14 protein-coding genes are annotated in these 18,014 nt (G+C 74.4%); 13 read left to right on the top strand and 1 reads right to left on the bottom strand.

Translation table 11 applies throughout. The annotated features are described in order from the left end of the window. From ABZ823_RS13125 to cobI, 7 genes are read left to right on the top strand one after another with little or no spacing between them, the layout of a single operon-like run. Window positions 1-957 carry a cobalamin biosynthesis protein gene (locus ABZ823_RS13125; RefSeq protein ID WP_361658038.1) on the top strand — a complete coding sequence of 319 codons (957 nt, stop codon included), beginning with the start codon at window positions 1-3 and terminating at the stop codon, window positions 955-957. Continuing rightward, window positions 954-2,462 (top strand): cobyric acid synthase, encoded by a 1,509-nt coding sequence (locus ABZ823_RS13120; protein ID WP_361658035.1) that lies wholly within the window; start codon window positions 954-956, stop codon window positions 2,460-2,462. The genes ABZ823_RS13125 and ABZ823_RS13120 overlap by 4 nt, the downstream gene beginning before the upstream one ends. Continuing rightward, window positions 2,459-6,112: a cobaltochelatase subunit CobN gene (gene cobN / locus ABZ823_RS13115; protein ID WP_361658032.1), complete on the top strand. Its 3,654-nt coding sequence runs from the start codon at window positions 2,459-2,461 to the stop codon at window positions 6,110-6,112. The genes ABZ823_RS13120 and cobN overlap by 4 nt, the downstream gene beginning before the upstream one ends. Further along, window positions 6,109-8,115, top strand: a complete 2,007-nt coding sequence (locus ABZ823_RS13110) for a putative cobaltochelatase (RefSeq protein WP_361658029.1) — start codon at window positions 6,109-6,111, stop codon at window positions 8,113-8,115. The genes cobN and ABZ823_RS13110 overlap by 4 nt, the downstream gene beginning before the upstream one ends. Continuing rightward, window positions 8,115-8,723 (top strand): cob(I)yrinic acid a,c-diamide adenosyltransferase, encoded by a 609-nt coding sequence (cobO, locus tag ABZ823_RS13105; protein ID WP_361658025.1) that lies wholly within the window; start codon window positions 8,115-8,117, stop codon window positions 8,721-8,723. Before ABZ823_RS13110 ends, cobO begins: the two co-directional genes overlap by 1 nt. Continuing rightward, on the top strand, window positions 8,723-10,078 hold the full coding sequence (locus ABZ823_RS13100) for a cobyrinate a,c-diamide synthase (RefSeq protein ID WP_361658022.1): 1,356 nt from the start codon (window positions 8,723-8,725) through the stop codon (window positions 10,076-10,078). Before cobO ends, ABZ823_RS13100 begins: the two co-directional genes overlap by 1 nt. Next, the gene (gene cobI, locus ABZ823_RS13095; protein WP_361658019.1) at window positions 10,075-10,824 is read left to right on the top strand and encodes a precorrin-2 C(20)-methyltransferase; all 750 of its coding nucleotides are present in this window, start codon (window positions 10,075-10,077) and stop codon (window positions 10,822-10,824) included. The genes ABZ823_RS13100 and cobI overlap by 4 nt, the downstream gene beginning before the upstream one ends. Before the next feature lie 11 nt (window positions 10,825-10,835). Here cobI and ABZ823_RS13090 read toward each other — a convergent pair whose 3' ends face one another. Further along, complete coding sequence (locus ABZ823_RS13090; protein ID WP_361658016.1) at window positions 10,836-11,579, bottom strand: ZIP family metal transporter; 744 nt, start codon at window positions 11,577-11,579, stop codon at window positions 10,836-10,838. A gap of 103 nt (window positions 11,580-11,682) precedes the next feature. On the opposite strand from ABZ823_RS13090, the gene cobM reads away from it, so the two are divergent. The 6 genes from cobM to cobC are packed head-to-tail and all read left to right on the top strand — an operon-like array spanning window position 11,683 to window position 17,994. Next, the gene (gene cobM / locus ABZ823_RS13085; RefSeq protein WP_361658013.1) at window positions 11,683-12,501 is read left to right on the top strand and encodes a precorrin-4 C(11)-methyltransferase; all 819 of its coding nucleotides are present in this window, start codon (window positions 11,683-11,685) and stop codon (window positions 12,499-12,501) included. Next, entirely contained in the window at window positions 12,498-13,739 is a 1,242-nt protein-coding gene (cbiE, locus tag ABZ823_RS13080) for a precorrin-6y C5,15-methyltransferase (decarboxylating) subunit CbiE (protein WP_361658010.1), read from the top strand. Before cobM ends, cbiE begins: the two co-directional genes overlap by 4 nt. Beyond that, complete coding sequence (gene cobJ / locus ABZ823_RS13075) at window positions 13,736-15,418, top strand: precorrin-3B C(17)-methyltransferase (protein WP_361658007.1); 1,683 nt, start codon at window positions 13,736-13,738, stop codon at window positions 15,416-15,418. Before cbiE ends, cobJ begins: the two co-directional genes overlap by 4 nt. Then, entirely contained in the window at window positions 15,415-15,999 is a 585-nt protein-coding gene (locus ABZ823_RS13070; RefSeq protein ID WP_361658004.1) for a precorrin-8X methylmutase, read from the top strand. The genes cobJ and ABZ823_RS13070 overlap by 4 nt, the downstream gene beginning before the upstream one ends. Further along, window positions 15,996-16,931 carry a sirohydrochlorin chelatase gene (locus tag ABZ823_RS13065; RefSeq protein ID WP_361657997.1) on the top strand — a complete coding sequence of 312 codons (936 nt, stop codon included), beginning with the start codon at window positions 15,996-15,998 and terminating at the stop codon, window positions 16,929-16,931. Before ABZ823_RS13070 ends, ABZ823_RS13065 begins: the two co-directional genes overlap by 4 nt. Next, the gene (gene cobC / locus ABZ823_RS13060; RefSeq protein WP_361657994.1) at window positions 16,921-17,994 is read left to right on the top strand and encodes an Rv2231c family pyridoxal phosphate-dependent protein CobC; all 1,074 of its coding nucleotides are present in this window, start codon (window positions 16,921-16,923) and stop codon (window positions 17,992-17,994) included. Before ABZ823_RS13065 ends, cobC begins: the two co-directional genes overlap by 11 nt. Window positions 17,995-18,014: the final 20 nt, after the last annotated feature.

The following is an 18,014-nucleotide window of genomic DNA, read 5'->3' as shown; positions in this document are numbered from 1 at the left end:
ATGGGTGCCGATCGCGTCTTCGCGTACGGCGCCGCCGCCGGCCTCCTCGGCGACCTCCTGCTCGGCGATCCGCGCCGCGGGCATCCGGTCGCCGCGTTCGGACGGGCGGCGGGCGCCGTGGAGCGGGTGCTGTGGCGGGACCACCGCGGGTGGGGCGCGCTGCACACCGCCGTGTGCGTGGGGGGTGCTGTGTCGTCCGCGGCACTCGCCGCGTCGGCCGCACGCCCGTCCCGTACCGCCTCCGTGGCCCTGACCGCCACCGCCACCTGGGCCGTCGTCGGGGGGACGTCACTGGTGCGCGAGGCCCGGCTGATCGGGCGCGCCCTCGCGGCGGGTGACGTCGAGGGTGCCCGTGCCCGGCTGCCGCACCTGTGCGGGCGGGATCCGCAGGCGCTCGACGCCGACGGGATCGCTCGGGCCGTGGTCGAGTCCGTCGCCGAGAACACCTCGGACGCCGTGGTGGGCGCGCTGGTGTGGGGAGCCGTGGGCGGGGTGCCCGGGTTCGTCGGCTTCCGGGCCGTCAACACCCTCGACGCCATGGTCGGGCACAAGTCGCCCCGTTACCGCCGCTACGGCTGGGCCTCGGCGCGCCTCGACGACCTCGTGGGCTGGCCGGGGGCCCGGCTCACCGCGCTCCTCGCGGTGGCGACGGGCCCGGACCGGCGCGGAGCCGTGCGCGCCTGGCGCGCGGACGCCGGAGGGCACCCGAGCCCCAACGCCGGCCCCGTCGAGGCCTCGTTCGCGGGGGCGCTCGGGGTGCGGCTGGGCGGGACGCTGTCGTACGCGGGGCGGGTGGAGCACCGCCCCCTGCTCAACACCCGGGGACGCGCCGTCCGGGTCGACGACATCGAACGGGCGGTGCGGCTCTCGCGTCGGGTGACCGCGCTCGCGCTCGGCGTCACCGTCGCCGGGCGCCTCCTGGCCCGAAGGTTTCTCGCGAAGGGACGTACGTCATGAGCGGCGGTCTCCTCGTCGCCGGCACCACCTCCGACGCGGGCAAGAGCGTCGTGACCGCCGGGATCTGCCGGTGGCTGGTGCGGCAGGGAGTCAAGGTCGCGCCTTTCAAGGCGCAGAACATGTCCCTCAACTCGTTCGTCACCCGCGGGGGCGCCGAGATCGGGCGGGCCCAGGCGATGCAGGCGCAGGCCTGCCGGATCGAGCCGACCGCGCTGATGAACCCCGTCCTGCTCAAGCCGGGTGGCGAGCAGAGCAGCCAGGTCGTGCTGCTCGGCAAGCCGGTCGGTGAGCTGAGCGCGCGGGGCTATCACGGCGGGCGGCAGCAGCGGCTCCTCGGTACCGTCCTCGACTGCCTCGCCGAGTTGCGGGGCACCTATGACGCGGTGATCTGTGAGGGGGCCGGCAGTCCCGCCGAGATCAATCTGCGGCGGACGGACATCGTGAACATGGGCATCGCGCGGGGCGCGCGGCTGCCCGTGCTGATCGTCGGCGACATCGACCGCGGCGGCGTGTTCGCCTCGTTCTTCGGGACCGTCGCCCTGCTCTCACGAGAGGACCAGGAGCTGATCGCCGGGTTCCTGGTGAACAAGTTCCGCGGGGACGTCTCCCTGCTGGAGCCGGGCCTCGACATGCTGCGGGGACTCACCGGGCGGCGGACGTACGGGGTCCTGCCCTTCCGGCACGGCCTCGGGATCGACGAGGAGGACGGGCTGCGGGTGTCGTTGCGGGGCACCGTGCGGGAGTCGGCCGTCGCCCCGCCCGTCGGCGAGGACGTCCTGCGCGTCGCCGTCTGCGCGATCCCGCTCATGTCCAACTTCACGGACGTGGACGCACTGGCCGCCGAACAGGGTGTCGTGGTGCGGTTCGTGGACCGGCCGGAGGAGTTGGCGGACGCCGACCTCGTGGTGGTCCCCGGAACCCGGGGGACGGTCCGGGCCCTGGACTGGCTGCGGGAGCGCGGGCTCGCGGAGGCGATCGTCAGGAGGGCCGCCGAGGGACGGCCCGTGCTCGGCGTGTGCGGCGGTTTCCAGATCCTCGGCGAACGCATCGAGGACGACGTCGAGAGCCGCCGGGGCCGGGTGGACGCGCTCGGGGTACTCCCCGTACGGGTGCGGTTCGCCCGCGAGAAGACCCTCGCCCGGCCGGTCGGTGAGGCGCTCGGCGAGCGGGTCGAGGGATACGAGATCCACCACGGCGTCGCCGAAGTGACGGGCGGTGAGCCGTTCTTGGACGGCTGCCGGGTCGGCCACAGCTGGGGCACGCACTGGCACGGGGCCCTGGAGTCGGACGGTTTCCGGCGGGCGTTCCTGCGGGAGGTGGCGGCCGCCGCGGGCCGCCGCTTCGTGCCGGCCGCCGGCACGTCGTTCGCCGCGCTGCGCGAGGAGCAGCTCGACCGGCTCGGCGACCTCATCGAACAGCACGCGGACACGGACGCGCTGTGGCGGCTCATCGAGTCGGGCGCGCCGCAAGGACTGCCTTTCATTCCACCGGGAGCGCCCGCATGAGCACAGTGTTGTTGTTGTCGACCGCCGACACCGATCTGCTGGCGGCCCGTGCCTCCGGCGCGCCCTACCGGATCGGCAACCCGGCCCGGGTGGACGTCGCGGAGGAACTGCCGGGGCTGATCGAGGGCGCGGACATCGCCGTCGTACGGCTGCTGGGCGGAAAGCGCGCCTGGGAGGACGGGCTCGCCGCCCTCAGGTCCGCCGGCATCCCGACCGTGCTGCTCGGCGGGGAGGCCGTGCCCGACGCCGAGTTGATGGCCGAGTCCTCCGTGCCCGCGGGCGTCGTGGCGGAGGCGCTGCGGTACCTGGTCGAGGGCGGTCCCGCCAACCTCACCGAACTGGCCCGCTTTCTGTCCGACACCGTGCTGCTGACCGGCGAGGGCTTCGTCGAGCCGCAGAAGATGCCCGAGTACGGCGTCCACGGGGCGCGTGCGTGGGTGGAGGGCCGCCCCACCGTGGGCGTGCTCTTCTACCGCGCCCATGAACTCGGCGGCAACACCGCGTTCGTGGACACGCTGTGCGACGCCATCGAGGAGCGGGGCGCCAACGCCCTTCCGGTGTACTGCGGTTCCCTGCGCGGCGCCGACGCCGGTCTCTACGAGATCCTCGGCCGGACCGACGCGCTCGTCGCCACCGTCCTCGCCGCCGGAGGCACCCACGCCTCGCAGGCGTCGGCGGGCGGGGACGAGGAGTCCTGGGACGTCGGGGCGCTCGCCGATCTCGACGTTCCCGTGCTTCAGGGCCTGTGCCTGACCTCCTCACGCGCCGCATGGGACGAGTCGGACGCGGCCCTGTCCCCCATGGACGCGGCGATGCAGGTGGCGATCCCGGAGTTCGACGGCCGCCTGGTCACCGTGCCGTTCTCCTTCAAGGAGCAGGGCCCGGAGGGTGTGCCGGTGTACGTCGCGGACCCGGAGCGGGCCGCCCGGGTCGCCGGGATCGCCGTGCGGCACGCCCGGCTCAGGCACAAGCCCAACGCGGAGAAGAGGCTGGCGCTCGTCTTCACCGCCTACCCGACCAAGCACTCCCGGGTCGGCAACGCGGTCGGCCTGGACACGCCCGCGTCGGCGGTACGGGTCCTGGACGCCCTCCGGGACGCCGGGTACGGCCTGACCGAGTACCCGGCGGGCGGCGACGAGCTGATCCACCGGCTGATCGAGGCCGGCGGCCACGACGTCGAGTGGCTCACCGAGGAGCAGCTGGCCGCCGCGCCCGCGCGGGTGCCGCTCGCCGACTACCGCGCGTGGTTCGGCACGCTGGATCCCGACCTCAAGGACGCGATGGTGCAGGCGTGGGGCGAGCCGCCGGGCGGCCTGTACGTCGACGGCGACGACATCGTGCTGGCCTCCCTGCGGTTCGGGAACGTGGTGGTGATGATCCAGCCGCCGCGCGGGTTCGGGGAGAACCCGATCGCGATCTACCACGACCCGGACATGCCGCCGTCGCACCACTACATGGCGGCCTACCGCTGGCTGGAGAACACCTTCCGGGCCGACGCGATCGTGCACATGGGCAAGCACGGCACGATGGAGTGGCTGCCGGGCAAGGGCCTCGGGCTCAGCAGGGGCTGCGCGCCGGACGCCGTCCTCGGGGAGCTTCCCCTGATCTACCCGTTCATCGTCAACGACCCCGGCGAGGGCACCCAGGCCAAGCGGCGCGGGCACGCCACCGTCGTCGACCACCTGGTCCCGCCGATGGCCCGTGCCGACACCTACGGCGACCTGGCGAAGCTGGAGCAGCTCCTCGACGAGTACGCGCTCGTCTCCGACCTGGACCCGGCCAAGGCGCCCGCCGTACGGGCCCAGATCTGGACGCTGGTCAAGGCCGCGGAGCTGCACCACGACCTGCATGTGGACGAGCAGCCGGACGAGGACGAGTTCGACGAGTTCGTCATGCACATCGACGGCTATCTGTGCGAGATCAAGGACGTGCAGATCCGTGACGGTCTGCACATCCTCGGCGGCGGCCCGGTCGGCGAGCCCCGGGTGAACCTGGTCCTCGCGGTGCTGCGTGCCTCCCAGGTGTGGGGCGGGCGGGCGAACGCCCTGCCGGGGCTGCGGGCCTGCCTCGCCGCTCATTTCGGTCTGGTGGAGAAGGAGCTGCTGGCCGAGCCCGGTGCTCCCGTGAAGGTGCCGACCGAGCTGACGGACCTGGTGGACGGCCCCTCCCGTACCGCCTCGGACGCGATCGACCTGCTGGAGGTCCTGTGCCGCCGTGTCGCGCAGGGCATGGAGGAGCGCGCCTGGGACGTGTCGGCGGCGCCCGGGCTGGTGCGCGCGGTGCTCGGCGCGGACCTGGCGGACGGCGTCGCCGTCCTCGAGTTCGCGTGCACGGAGGTCGTGCCCCGGCTCGCGCGCACCACCGACGAGATCGGGCACATCCTCAAGGCGCTCGACGGCGGTTACGTCCCGGCCGGACCGTCGGGCTCCCCGACCCGGGGGCTGGTCAACGTCCTGCCGACCGGCCGCAACTTCTACTCCGTCGACCCCAAGGCCATTCCCTCCCGGCTGAGCTGGGAGGTCGGGCAGTCGCTCGCCGACTCGCTGGTCGCGCGGTACCTGGAGGACACCGGCGAGTACCCCAGGTCGGTGGGCCTGACCGTCTGGGGCACCTCCGCCATGCGCACCCAGGGCGACGACATCGCCGAGATCCTCGCGTTGCTGGGCTGCCGTCCGGTCTGGGACGACGCCTCCCGCCGGGTGACCGGCTTCGAGGTGATCCCCCTCGCGGAGCTCGGCCGCCCCCGTATCGACGTCACGGTCCGTATCTCGGGCTTCTTCCGTGACGCTTTCCCGCACGTCGTCGGGCTCCTCGACGACGCGGTGCGCACCGTGGCCGAGCTGGACGAGCCCACCGAGCGGAACTTCGTGCGCGCCCACGCCGACGAGGACACCGCCGCGCACGGCGACCGGCGGCGCGCCACGGCCCGTATCTTCGGCTCCAAGCCGGGCGCGTACGGCGCCGGGCTGCTGCCGCTGATCGACGCCCGCAACTGGCGCAGCGACGCCGACCTCGCCGAGGTCTACGCGGTGTGGGGCGGCTACGCGTACGGGCGCGGGCTCGACGGGAGGGCGGCGCGCGGGGACATGGAGACGGCGTTCAAGCGGATCGCCGTCGCCGCGAAGAACGTCGACACCCGTGAGCACGACCTCGTGGACGCCGACGACTACTTCCAGTACCACGGCGGGATGGTCGCCATGGTGCGGCATCTGACGGGAGCCAGCCCCGAGGCGTACGTCGGTGACTCTGCCGTGCCCGACCAGGTGAAGACCCGCACCCTGGGCGAGGAGACGCACCGTGTCTTCCGCGCCCGGGTGGTCAACCCGCGCTGGATGGCGGCCATGCGCCGCCACGGTTACAAGGGCGCCTTCGAGATGGCGGCGACCGTGGACTACCTGTTCGGCTACGACGCCACGGCGGGCGTGGTCGACGACTGGATGTACGAGAAGCTCAGCGCTGAGTACGTCTTCGACGCCGAGAACCGGGACTTCATGAAGAAGTCCAACCCCTGGGCGCTGCGCGGCATCACCGAGCGCCTGCTGGAGGCCGCGGACAGGGGTCTTTGGGCGGAGCCGGACGCGGACACGCTCGAGCGGCTGCGCGCCACCTACCTGGAGCTGGAAGGCGACTTGGAGGGCGACGAGAAGTGAGTACTCCCTTTCCGTTCACGGCCGTCGTCGGCCAGGACGACCTGCGGCTCGCGCTGCTGCTGAACGCCGTTTCGCCGGCGGTCGGCGGGGTGCTGGTGCGGGGCGAGAAGGGCACCGCCAAGTCCACTGCGGTGCGCGCCCTTTCTGCGCTGTTGCCGGAGGTGGACGTGGTGCCCGGGTGCCGCTTCTCCTGCGACCCCGCGGCGCCGGACCCGCGCTGCCCGGACGGGCCGCACGAGGCGGGCGCCGGGACGCGGAGGCCCGCCCGCATGGTGGAGCTGCCCGTCGGCGCCTCCGAGGACCGGCTCGTGGGTGCCCTGGACATCGAACGGGCGCTGGCCGAGGGCGTGAAGGCGTTCGAGCCGGGTCTGCTGGCCGACGCTCACCGCGGGATCCTGTACGTCGACGAGGTCAACCTTCTCCACGACCACCTTGTGGACCTGCTGCTGGACGCGGCCGCGATGGGCGCCTCCTATGTCGAACGCGAGGGCGTGTCCGTACGGCACGCCGCCCGCTTCCTGCTCGTCGGCACCATGAACCCGGAGGAGGGCGAGCTGCGGCCGCAGCTGCTCGACCGGTTCGGGCTGACGGTCGAGGTGTCCGCCTCCCGGGAGCCCGACCAGCGTGTGGAGGTGGTACGGCGGCGGCTCGCCTACGACGACGACCCCGAGGGCTTCGCGGCGCGCTGGGCCGAGGAGGAGGCCGCGGTACGGGCACGGATCGCGGCCGCGCGGGAGCTGTTGCCGTCCGTGCGGCTCGGGGACGGGGCGCTGCGGCAGATCGCGGCGACGTGCGCCGCGTTCGAGGTGGACGGCATGCGCGCGGACATCGTGATGGCGCGCACGGCCACCGCGCTGGCCGCCTGGGCCGGGCGGACCGATGTGCTCGCCGAGGACGTGCGGCAGGCCGCCCTGCTCGCGCTGCCGCACCGGCGGCGGCGCAACCCCTTCGACGCGCCGGGGCTCGACGAGGACAAGCTCGACGAGACGCTGGAGCAGTCCGGGGGCACCGGCGAGGACGACGACCCGGGTCCGGACGGCCCGGGCGGTGGGGGCGGCGGGCCGGCGCCGGACGACGGCCCACAGGCCGGCGGCGACACCGCCGCGCGGCCGGAGGCCGGGGAGAGCGGGCAGCCTCGGTCCTCCGGGTCCGGGGAGCAGCAGGCCGTCGGGGCCGGCGAGCCCTTCCGTACCAAGGTGCTGACCGTGCCGGGGCTCGGCGACGGCGCCGCGGGGCGGCGCTCGCGGGCACGGACCGAGCACGGGCGGACCACCGGGGCGCACCGGCCCCGGGGGGGCCTCACCAAGCTGCATCTGGCGGCGACCGTGCGGGCGGCGGCGCCGCACCAGCGGGCCCGCGGACGGTCGGGGCCCGGGCTCGTGGTGCGCCGGGACGATCTGCGGCAGGCGACGCGGGAGGGACGCGAGGGCAATCTCGTGCTGTTCGTGGTCGACGCCTCCGGGTCGATGGCGGCCCGGCAGCGGATGGGCGCCGTGAAGGGCGCGGTGCTGTCGCTGCTGCTCGACGCCTATCAGCGGCGGGACAAGGTGGGTCTGGTCACCTTCCGGGGGGCGTCCGCCGAGGTGGCGCTGCCGCCGACCTCGTCGGTGGACGCGGCGGCGGTCCGGCTCCGGTCGCTTCCCACGGGCGGCAGGACGCCGCTGGCCGCCGGGCTGCTGAAGGCCCATGACGTGCTGCGGGTCGAGCGGCTTCGGGATCCCGCACGGCGCGCCCTGGTCGTGGTGGTGACCGACGGGCGGGCCACCGGGGGCGCCGAACCGCTGGCGCTCGCGGGGCGGGCGGCCGGGCTGCTGGCCGCCGAGAGTGTCGCGTCCGTGGTCGTGGACTGCGAGTCGGGGCCGGTGCGGCTGGGGCTGGCCGGGCGGCTCGCCGAGGAGCTGGGCGGTACGGCGGTGACGCTGGACGAGCTGCGCGCGGACAGCATCGCCGGTCTCGTACGGGATGTGCAGGGGACGCAGAGGACCGCGAGGAGGGCCGCGTAATGCCGCAGGGACAGCCGAGTGTCGTGCCGGACGACGGACTGACGACCCGTCAGCGTCGTAACCGTCCGCTCGTCGTCGTGCACACGGGTGTCGGCAAGGGCAAGTCGACGGCCGCCTTCGGGCTCGCGCTGCGCGCCTGGAACCAGGGCTGGCCGATCGGGGTGTTCCAGTTCGTCAAGTCCGCCAAGTGGAAGGTCGGCGAGGAGAACGCGCTGCGGGTGCTGGGGGCGTCCGGGCAGGGCGGGACCGTCGACTGGCACAAGATGGGCGAGGGCTGGTCGTGGGTGCAGCGCGACCTCCAGGGGGACAACGCGACGAACGAGGAGAAGGCCCGGGAGGGCTGGGAGCAGGTCAAGCGTGACCTGGCCGCCGAGACGTACCGGCTGTACGTCCTGGACGAGTTCGCGTACCCGATGCACTGGGGCTGGGTCGACACCGACGAGGTCGTCGAGGTGCTGCGTGCCCGCCCCGGCACCCAGCATGTGGTGATCACCGGGCGGAACGCGCCCGAGGCGCTTGTGGAGTTCGCCGACCTGGTGACCGACATGTCCAAGGTGAAACACCCCATGGATGTGGGCCAGAAGGGCCAGAAGGGCATCGAGTGGTGATGTCCTCCCCGTCCGCCGTCCCGCGGCTGGTCGTCGCCGCGCCCTCCTCGGGCAGCGGCAAGACCACCGTGGCCACGGGGCTGATGGCGGCCCTCGCCGGGCGGGGGCTGGCCGTGTCCCCGCACAAGGTGGGGCCCGACTACATCGACCCCGGGTACCACGCGCTCGCGACCGGGCGGGCGGGACGGAACCTCGACGCGTACCTGTGCGGGCCGGAGCTGATCGCGCCGCTGTTCCTGCACGGCGCGCGCGGCTGCGACCTGGCCGTGGTCGAGGGGGTGATGGGGCTGTACGACGGGGCCGCCGGCGAGGGGGAGCTGGCCTCCACGGCGCAGGTGGCGAAGCTGCTGCGGGCTCCGGTGGTGCTGGTCGTCGACGCGTCCTCGCAGTCGCGGTCGGTGGCGGCGCTGGTGCACGGGTTCGCGTCCTGGGATCCGCAGGTGCGGATCGGGGGCGTGATCCTGAACAAGGTCGCGTCGGACCGGCACGAGGAACTCCTGCGGGACGCGCTGGAGGCGTCCGGGGTGCCGGTGCTGGGGGTGCTGCGCCGGGTGGCCGGGGTGGACACGCCGTCGCGGCACCTCGGGCTGGTGCCGGTGGCCGAGCGGCGGGCGGAGGCGGTCCAGGCGGTCGCCGCCATGGCCGAGCAGGTGCGTGAGGGCTGCGATCTGGACACGCTGTGCGCGCTGGCCCGGAGTGCGGGTGCGCTGCCGGACGCGGCCTGGGAACCGCCGGTCCGGGAAACCGGCGCACGGGACGTGGTCGCCGTCGCCGGTGGGCCCGCCTTCACGTTCTCCTACGCCGAGCACACCGAACTGCTCACCGCCGCCGGCGCCGACGTCGTCGTCTTCGACCCCCTGCGGGACGAGCGACTGCCGGACGGCACGGCGGGCTTGGTCATCGGCGGCGGCTTCCCGGAGGTGTACGCCGCCGAGCTGTCCGCCAACGAGCCCCTGCGCAAGGCCGTCGCCGAGCTGGCGCTCGGCGGTGCCCCGGTCGCCGCCGAGTGCGCCGGACTGCTGTACCTGTGCCGGGAGCTGGACGGGCAGCCCATGTGCGGGGTGCTCGACGCGAGTGCCCGGATGAGCGAACGGCTGAGCCTCGGCTACCGGGACGCGGTGGCCGTGAGCGACAGTGTCCTCGCCGTGGCGGGGACACGGATGCGGGGCCACGAGTTCCACCGGACCGTGGTCGAGCCCATGGCGGGGGCGGCTCCCGCATGGGGGGTGCGCGCCCCCGGGCGGCGCCTCGAAGGTTTCGTACAGCAAGGTGTGCACGCCAGTTATCTGCACACGCACTGGGCCGCGGCGCCCGGTGCAGCCCGTCGGTTCGTGGAGAGGTGCCGGACGTCATGAGCAGCAGGCTGATCGGAGTCGGGGTGGGCCCCGGCGACCCCGAGCTGGTGACCGTCAAGGGCGTCAACGCTCTGCGGACGGCCGATGTCGTCGTCGTACCCGTGATGGGTGCCCCCGACGGTGAGGACGGCGGGGAGCGCGGGCGTGCCGAGGCGACCGTGCTGCACTACGTGCCCGAGGAGAAGGTGGTCCGCGTCGTGTTCGCGCTCAACGAGCGCAGCGACCGGGCGCGGCGGGAAGCGGCCTGGGACGCGGCCGGGGAGCGTGTGGCCCGGCTCCTCGAACGGCACTCCGCCGTCGCCTTCGCCACCATCGGCGACCCCAACGTGTACTCCACCTTCACCTACCTCGCGCACACCGTCCAGGAGTCGGTGCCCGGCACGCGCATCGAGACGGTGCCCGGCATCACCGCCATGCAGGACCTTGCCGCACGGTCGGGGGCCGTGCTGGCCGAGGGCACCGAGCCGCTCACGCTCGTGCCCGTCACGGCCGGTTCCGCGGTGCTGAAGGACGCCCTGAGCGGCCCGGGTACGGTCGTCGCCTACAAGTTCGGCCGGCAGGCGCACGAGGTGGCCGAGGCGCTGCGCGAGACCGGGCGTGTCGACGACGCCGTGTGGGGCGCCTCGCTCGGGCTGCCGGAGGAGTCCATCCGGCCGGCCGCCGACCTCGACGGCGGCCCGCTGCCCTACCTGTCCACCCTCATCTCGCCGGCCCGGCGCGACGGCACCCGCGGCGGCAAGCTGTGACCGTCGGCGGATCAGTTCGCGAGGCCCACCAGCAACCAGACGAAGGCCGTGCCCGCGACCGTGCACAGCAGGGTCGAGCGGGAGGGGTGGACGTGGTGCGCCTCCGGGAGGATCTCGGCGGCGGCGAGATACAGCAGGATGCCGCCGAACAGCCCGAGATAGCAGCCGAGCAGCCGCTCCGGGACGGTGCACACCAGGGTGGAGGCGGCGCCCAGGACGGGCGCCGCCGCGTCGGCGAACAGCATCGCCAGCGCCTTGCGGCGGGCGTTGCCGTACAGCCTGGTGACCGTGTAGGCAGTGAAGCCGTCCGCGAAGTCGTGCGCCACGACCGCGCACGCGACCGTCACGCCCATGCCGTGGCCCACCTGGAACGCGGCGCCGACCGCGACGCCGTCCATGGCGCTGTGCCCGACCATCGCCGCGGCCGCCGTGAGGCCGACCTCGGGCGTCCGGTGCGGCGAAGTCACGGCCAGGCGTTCGTCCGCGCCGTGGGCGGCCTGCCGTGCGGCCAGCAGATGCTCCCCCAGATGGGCGAGGAGGAAGCCGGCCACGAACAGCAGCAGCGCGGCCGGTACGCCGAACACCGCGCCGCCCGCCGCACTCAGCGCCTCCGGCAGCAGGTCCAGGCCGACCACGCCGAGCATCAGACCACCGGCCAGGCCCAGCACCAGATGACGGCCGTCGGTCACGCGCTGTGCCGTCCAGCCGCCGGCCAGCGTCATCAGGAACGCGCCGAGCGCGACGAAGACCGCCATGAGCTCTTGCTATCCGATCGATCCCCGTGCGCGCAGGAACGGCGGCCGTGTGCGCACCCGTGTTTCGCACCACCCGAGTTTCCGTAGGAGAGGACCGATTCCCATGGCCGATGCCCCCACCGGCAAGGTGACCTTCGTCGGTGCCGGCCCCGGCGCCGCCGACCTGCTGACGTTCCGTGCCGCGCGCGCCATCGCCGAGGCCGACGTCGTGATCTGGGCGGCCAGCCTGGTGCAGGCGGAGGTCCTCGAGCACGCGCGCGAGGGGGCCGAGATCCTTGACTCGGCGACCATGTCCCTGGAGGACGTCGTCGCCGTGTACGAGCGGGCCCACGCGCAGGGCCTGCGCGTGGCCCGTATCCACTCCGGCGACCCGGCCCTGTGGGGCGGCACGCAGGAGCAGCTCGACCGGTGCGCCGGGATCGGCGTCGAGACCGAGGTCGTGCCGGGTGTCTCCGCGTTCTCCGCTGTCGCGGCGCTCGCGCGGCGGGAGCTGACAATCCCCGAGGTCGCCCAGTCGGTCGTGCTGACCCGGCTCGGCGGCGGCAAGACGCCGATGCCGCCCGGGGAAGAGGTACGCGAGTTCGCCCGGCACGGCACCACGATGGCGATCTTCCTGTCGGCGGCCCGCAGCGGCCAGCTGGTGCGGGAGCTGCTGGAGGGCGGCTATCCGACGACCACGCCGGTCGTGGTGGCCTACCAGGCGACCTGGCCGGAGGAGCTGGTGGTGAAGTGCACCATCGGCACGCTGGAGGACACCGTCAAGGAACACAAGCTGTGGAAGCACACCCTGTTCCTGGTCGGCCCGGCGCTCGACGCGCACGGCACCCGCTCGCACCTGTACCACCCCGGTCACTTCCACGGTTACCGCAGGGCCGACCCGGAGGCCCGCAAGGCCCTGCGCGCACGGGGCGCGAGCACATGATCACGGTCGTCGGCACGGGCACGGGGGCGCCCCTCCCCGCGGACGCGGTCGCCGGGGCGGAGCTGGTGGTGGGCGCCCGGCGGCATCTGACGGCCGCCCGGCTGCCCGAGGAGGCGGAGCGGCTCGTCCTCGGGCCGCTCGCACCCGCGCTCAACGCGATCGAGCGGTGTCTCGACAAGGGGCGCCGGGTGACCGTGCTCGCCTCCGGGGACCCCGCCTTCTTCGGGATCGTCCGCGCGCTGGCGGCACGGTTCGGGCCGGAGCGGCTGGACGTACGGCCGGGAGTCTCCTCCGTGGCCGCCGCCTTCGCGCGGCTCGGACTGCCGTGGGACGACGCGGTGGTGGTGAGCGCGCACGGCCGTGACCTGCGGACGGCGGTGCAGGTGTGCCGGGCGCGTCCCAAGGTCGCCGTGCTGACCGGCCCGGGTGCCGGCCCCGCCGAGCTGGGGGCGGCGCTCGTGGACGGCCCCGGCGAGCGGGTTCTCGTCGTGGCGAGCGCGCTCGGCGATCCGGAGGACGAGCGGGTGGAGCGCCTGTCGCCCGCCGAGGCCGCGGAGCGCGACTGGGGTGCGGCGGTCAGCGTGGTGCTGTGCCTGGACCCGGCGACGACGCTCGGGCCGGTGCGCACGGTGGCGGGGCCGGGGCCCGGTCCGGCCGCCTGGGCCCTGGAGGAGAGCGCCTTCGCGCACCGCGACTCGATGATCACCAAGTTCGAGGTCCGTGCCCTGGCGCTGGCCCGGCTGGGGCCGCGCCTCGGCGACCTGGTGTGGGACATCGGCGCTGGCTCCGGGTCGGTGGCGGTGGAGTGCGCCCGGCTGGGCGCGGCCGTCACGGCGGTCGAGAAGACGGCGGACGGTGTCGCGCGCATCGGCGCCAACGCCGCGGCGCACGGCGTCGACGTGCACGTGGTGCAGGGCGCCGCGCCCGGCGCGCTGGCCGGTCTGGACGAGCCCGACGCCGTGTTCATCGGGGGCGGCGGACGCGAGCTGCCCGCGATCGTGACCGCGTGCGCGCGGCGGGCCCGGCGGGCGGTGGTGATCGCCATGGCCGCGCTGGACCGTGTACCCGCCGCGCGCGAGGCGCTCGTCGCGGCCGGGTTCACCTGCGACGGCGTGCTGTTGCAGTCGTCGCGGCTCGCGCCGCTGCCGGGGGACGTGACCCGGCTCGCGGCGACCAACCCTGTTTTCCTGCTGTGGGGCACGCGGCCTCCGGCGCGTACCGAAGGAGTTGCTCAGTGATCGGCCTCATTTCCGCCACCGCGGCGGGGGCGGCTGCGCGGGACCGGCTGGCGGCTGCCTGGCCCGACCGGACCAGGGTGTACGACGGCCCGGTCGGGGACGCCGTGCGGGCGGCGTTCGCGCAGTGCGAGCAGCTTGTGTGCTTCCTGGCGACCGGGGCGGTCGTCCGGCTGGTGGCCCCGCTGCTCGGGGACAAGGTGTCCGACCCGGGCGTGGTGTGCGTCGACGAGGGCGGCCGGTTCGCGGTGTCCCTGGTCGGCGGGCACGCGGGTGGGGCCAATGAACTCGCCCGTGCGGTGGGTGAGGTGCTGGGGGCCGACCCCGTGGTGACGACCGCGACCGACGCGGTGGGGCTGCCGGGCCTCGACACGCTCGGGTTGCCGGTGGAGGGGGATGTCGCCGGAGTCTCGCGGGCGCTGCTCGACGGGGAGCCGGTGGCCCTGGCCGCGGAGGTGGACTGGCCGCTGCCACCACTGCCCCTCGCCCCGGACGGCCCGTACACGATCCGGGTCACGGACCGGGCCGTCGAGCCCGCCGCACAGGAGGTCGTGCTGCGGCCGCCGTCCCTGGTCGTCGGCGTCGGCGCGTCCAAGGGCGCTCCCGTCGACGAGGTCCTCGCACTGGTGGAGGGGGCGCTGCGGGACGCCGGGCTCTGCGCCGCCTCGCTCGCCGAACTCGCCACCGTCGACGCCAAGGCCGAGGAGCCCGGCATCCTCGGCGCGGCCGAGCGGCTCGGAGTGCCCGTGGTGACGTATCCCGCGGAGGAGCTGGCGGGGATCGAGGTCCCCAACCCCTCCGACGCGCCGCTCACCGCGGTCGGCACGCCGTCCGTCGCGGAGGCCGCCGCGCTGGTGAGGGGCGGTGAACTCCTCGTCCCCAAGCGCAAGTCGGCCGGGACTCCGGCGATGGCGACCTGTGCCGTCGTCCGCAGGCCGGGGCGCGGACGGCTCGCCGTCGTCGGGTTGGGTCCCGGCGCCCGGGACCTGCTGACGCCGCGTGCGCAGGCGGAGTTGCGGCGCGCGTCGGTGCTGGTCGGGCTCGACCAGTACGTCGACCAGATCCGCGATCTGCTGCGACCGGGCACCCGGATCCTCGAGTCGGGGCTCGGCGCCGAGGAGGAGCGGGCGCGCACGGCGGTCGCCGAGGCCCGCAAGGGGCACGCGGTGGCGCTGATCGGCAGCGGGGACGCGGGGGTTTACGCGATGGCGTCGCCGGCCCTGGCCGAGGCGTCCGACGACATCGACGTGGTCGGGGTGCCCGGGGTCACGGCGGCGCTCGCGGCCGGGGCGATCCTCGGCGCGCCCCTGGGCCACGACCATGTGTCGATCAGCCTCTCCGACCTGCATACCCCCTGGGAGGTCATCGAGCGGCGGGTGCGGGCCGCGGCGGAGGCCGACCTCGTCGTGACCTTCTACAACCCGCGCAGCCGTGGCCGGGACTGGCAGCTGCCGAAGGCGCTCGCGATCCTCGCCGGGCACCGGGAGCCGACGACGCCGGTCGGTGTCGTACGGAACGCGTCACGGCCGGACGAGTCCGGGCGGGTGACCACCCTGGCCGGTCTCGACCCGGCGACGGTCGACATGATGACGGTGGTTACCGTGGGCAACACGGCGACCCGTGAGATCGCGGGACGCATGGTGACGCCGCGCGGCTACCGTTGGCAGGAGGAGCCCAAGTGAACCGTGTGGTCCACCCGATCGAGCAGGAGTCCTTCCGGCGGCTGCGCGCGCGCCTGGACACCTCGCACTTCCCGCCGCTGACGCGGGCGGTGGTGGAGCGGGTCGTCCACTCAGCCGCCGACCTCGAGTACGCGACCGATCTCGTGCTGGACGAGGCGGAGTTGGTCAGGGCCCACGCCGCGCTGCACGACGGGGCACCCGTGGTCGTGGACGTCGAGATGGTGGCCGCCGGGATCACCCGGCGCGAGACGGTCTGCCGTCTGAAGGACGCCAGGTCCGGCCCCGGGCTGACGCGTTCGGCGCATGCGATCCGGCTGGCGTACGAGGACGTGGGCCCCGGAGCGCTCTGGGTGATCGGCTGCGCGCCGACCGCCCTGGAGGAACTGCTGACACTGGATGCCTCCCCCGCGCTCGTCATCGGTCTGCCGGTCGGTTTCGTCGGCGCGGCCGAGTCCAAGGCCGCGCTGCGCCAGAGCGGGCTGCCCGCCGTGAGCAACGTGTCCGAGAAGGGCGGTTCGGCGGTCGCCGCCGCCGCGCTCAACGCCCTGCTGTATCACCCCACTTCGAAGGAGAACCTGTGACCACCGCGCCGCCCGCCCTGCTCATCGCCGGCCACGGCACCCGGGACGAGGCCGGAGCCGAGGCGTTCCGCGACTTCGTGAGGGAACTGGGGCGCCGCCACCCGGAACTGCCCGTCGCGGGCGGCTTCATCGAGCTGTCGCCGCCGCCGCTGGGCGAGGCGGTGGCCGAGCTGGTGCAGCGGGGGGTGCGCCGGTTCGCCGCCGTGCCGCTGATGCTGGTGTCCGCCGGGCACGCCAAGGGGGACATCCCGGCGGCGCTGGCCCGCGAGAAGGAGCGGCACCCGGGGATCTCGTACACGTACGGGCGTCCGCTCGGCCCGCACCCGGCGTTGCTGTCGGTACTGGAGCGGCGGCTGGACGAGGCGCTGGGCGGCTCGGTCCGCACGCCCCAGGATCGGGCCGATGTGACCGTGCTGCTGGTGGGCCGGGGCTCCACCGACCCCGACGCGAACGCCGAGGTGTACAAGGCGGCGCGGTTGCTGTGGGAGGGGCGCGGGTACGCGGGTGTGGAGACGGCGTTCGTGTCCCTGGCGGCGCCGGACGTGCCGAGCGGCCTGGACCGGTGCGCGAGGCTGGGCGCCAGACGGATCGTGGTCCTGCCGTACTTCCTCTTCACCGGCATCCTGCCGGACCGGGTGCGCCTGCAGGCCGAGGGCTGGGCGGAGGCGCATCCGGACGTCGAGGTGCGCGCGGCGGACGTCATCGGGCCGGAGCCGGAGCTGCTCGGCCTGGTGATGGAGCGGTACGAGGAGGCGGTGAAGGGGGATCTGCGGATGAACTGCGACACGTGCGTGTACCGGATCGCGCTGCCGGGCTTCGAGGAGAAGGTGGGGCTGCCGCAGCAGCCGCACTTCCACCCGGACGACGACGGCCACCACCACGGTCACGGGCATCACCACCACGGTGGGCACACCCACTCCCATGCGCACTGAACACGAGGGCGGCCCGCACGACCTGCGGCACCACGGGGACGCCGAGGTCCGGGACGACGGGGCGGCGCTGTGCGACCTCGCGGTCAACGTGCGGGCGGGCACGCCCCCCGGGTGGCTGCGCGAGGTGATCGCCGGGTCGCTGGACGGGCTCGCGGCGTACCCCGACGGGCGGGCCGCCCGGGCGGCGGTGGCGGCGCGGCACGGGCTGCCCGCCGAGCGGGTCCTGCTCACGGCGGGCGCGGCGGAGGCCTTCGTTCTGCTGGCGCGCGCCCTGAAGGCGCGTCAACCGGTCGTCGTGCACCCGCAGTTCACGGAACCGGAGGCGGCGCTGCGGGACGCCGGGTATGCGGTGGACCGGGTCCTGCTGCGGCAGTCGGACGGCTTCCGCCTGGATCCGGTGCTCGTTCCGGAAGACGCGGACCTGGTGCTGATAGGCAACCCGACGAACCCGACGTCTGTGCTGCACCCGGCGGCCTCGATCACCGAACTCGCCCGCCCGGGGCGCACGCTGGTGGTCGACGAGGCGTTCATGGACGCGGTGCCCGGGGAGCGGGAGACGCTGGCGGGCCGCACGGACGTGCCCGGTCTCGTGGTCCTGCGCAGCCTGACCAAGACCTGGGGGCTGGCGGGTCTGCGCATCGGCTATGTCCTGGCCGCCCCCGGGACGATCGCCGCACTGGAACGGGCGCAGCCCCTGTGGCCGGTGTCCACGCCCGCGCTCGTGGCGGCCGAAGCGTGTGTGTCGCCCCGGGCGCGGGCGGAGGCGGCGCACGCGGCACACCGGATGGCGGCGGACCGCGCTCATCTGGTGGCGGGGCTGCGGGAGTTCGGGCCCGACGGGCTGCACGTGGTGGAGCCGGCCGAGGGCCCGTTCGTCCTGATCCGCCTGGCGCGTGCGGCAGCCGTGCGCCGCCATCTGCGGGACCTCGGCTTCGCGGTGCGGCGCGGGGACACGTTCCCGGGCCTGAACGAGGAGTGGCTGCGGCTGGCGGTACGGGACCGGGCGACGGTGAACCGCTTCGTGCAGGCCCTGGACCGTGCGGTGACGCTGGCCGGCCGGTGAAGGGGGAACGCCCCGCCGGC

The organism is Streptomyces sp. NPDC047079, assembly GCF_040643755.1.
Lineage (GTDB): Bacteria > Actinomycetota > Actinomycetes > Streptomycetales > Streptomycetaceae > Streptomyces.
The sequence above is the reverse complement of the archived record's forward strand: the minus strand, read 5'-3'. Positions and strand labels throughout refer to the sequence as shown.

What these genes read in the sequence shown, in the direction of transcription:
- ABZ823_RS13125 (WP_361658038.1), top strand. Translation starts at nt 1, where the DNA reads ATGGGTGCCGATCGCGTCTTCGCGTACGGCGCCGCCGCCGGCCTCCTC.
- ABZ823_RS13120 (WP_361658035.1), top strand. Translation starts at nt 954, where the DNA reads ATGAGCGGCGGTCTCCTCGTCGCCGGCACCACCTCCGACGCGGGCAAG.
- cobN (WP_361658032.1), top strand. Translation starts at nt 2,459, where the DNA reads ATGAGCACAGTGTTGTTGTTGTCGACCGCCGACACCGATCTGCTGGCG.
- cobO (WP_361658025.1), top strand. Translation starts at nt 8,115, where the DNA reads ATGCCGCAGGGACAGCCGAGTGTCGTGCCGGACGACGGACTGACGACC.
- ABZ823_RS13100 (WP_361658022.1), top strand. Translation starts at nt 8,723, where the DNA reads ATGTCCTCCCCGTCCGCCGTCCCGCGGCTGGTCGTCGCCGCGCCCTCC.
- cobI (WP_361658019.1), top strand. Translation starts at nt 10,075, where the DNA reads ATGAGCAGCAGGCTGATCGGAGTCGGGGTGGGCCCCGGCGACCCCGAG.
- ABZ823_RS13090 (WP_361658016.1), bottom strand. Translation starts at nt 11,579, where the DNA reads ATGGCGGTCTTCGTCGCGCTCGGCGCGTTCCTGATGACGCTGGCCGGC.
- cobM (WP_361658013.1), top strand. Translation starts at nt 11,683, where the DNA reads ATGGCCGATGCCCCCACCGGCAAGGTGACCTTCGTCGGTGCCGGCCCC.
- cbiE (WP_361658010.1), top strand. Translation starts at nt 12,498, where the DNA reads ATGATCACGGTCGTCGGCACGGGCACGGGGGCGCCCCTCCCCGCGGAC.
- cobC (WP_361657994.1), top strand. Translation starts at nt 16,921, where the DNA reads ATGCGCACTGAACACGAGGGCGGCCCGCACGACCTGCGGCACCACGGG.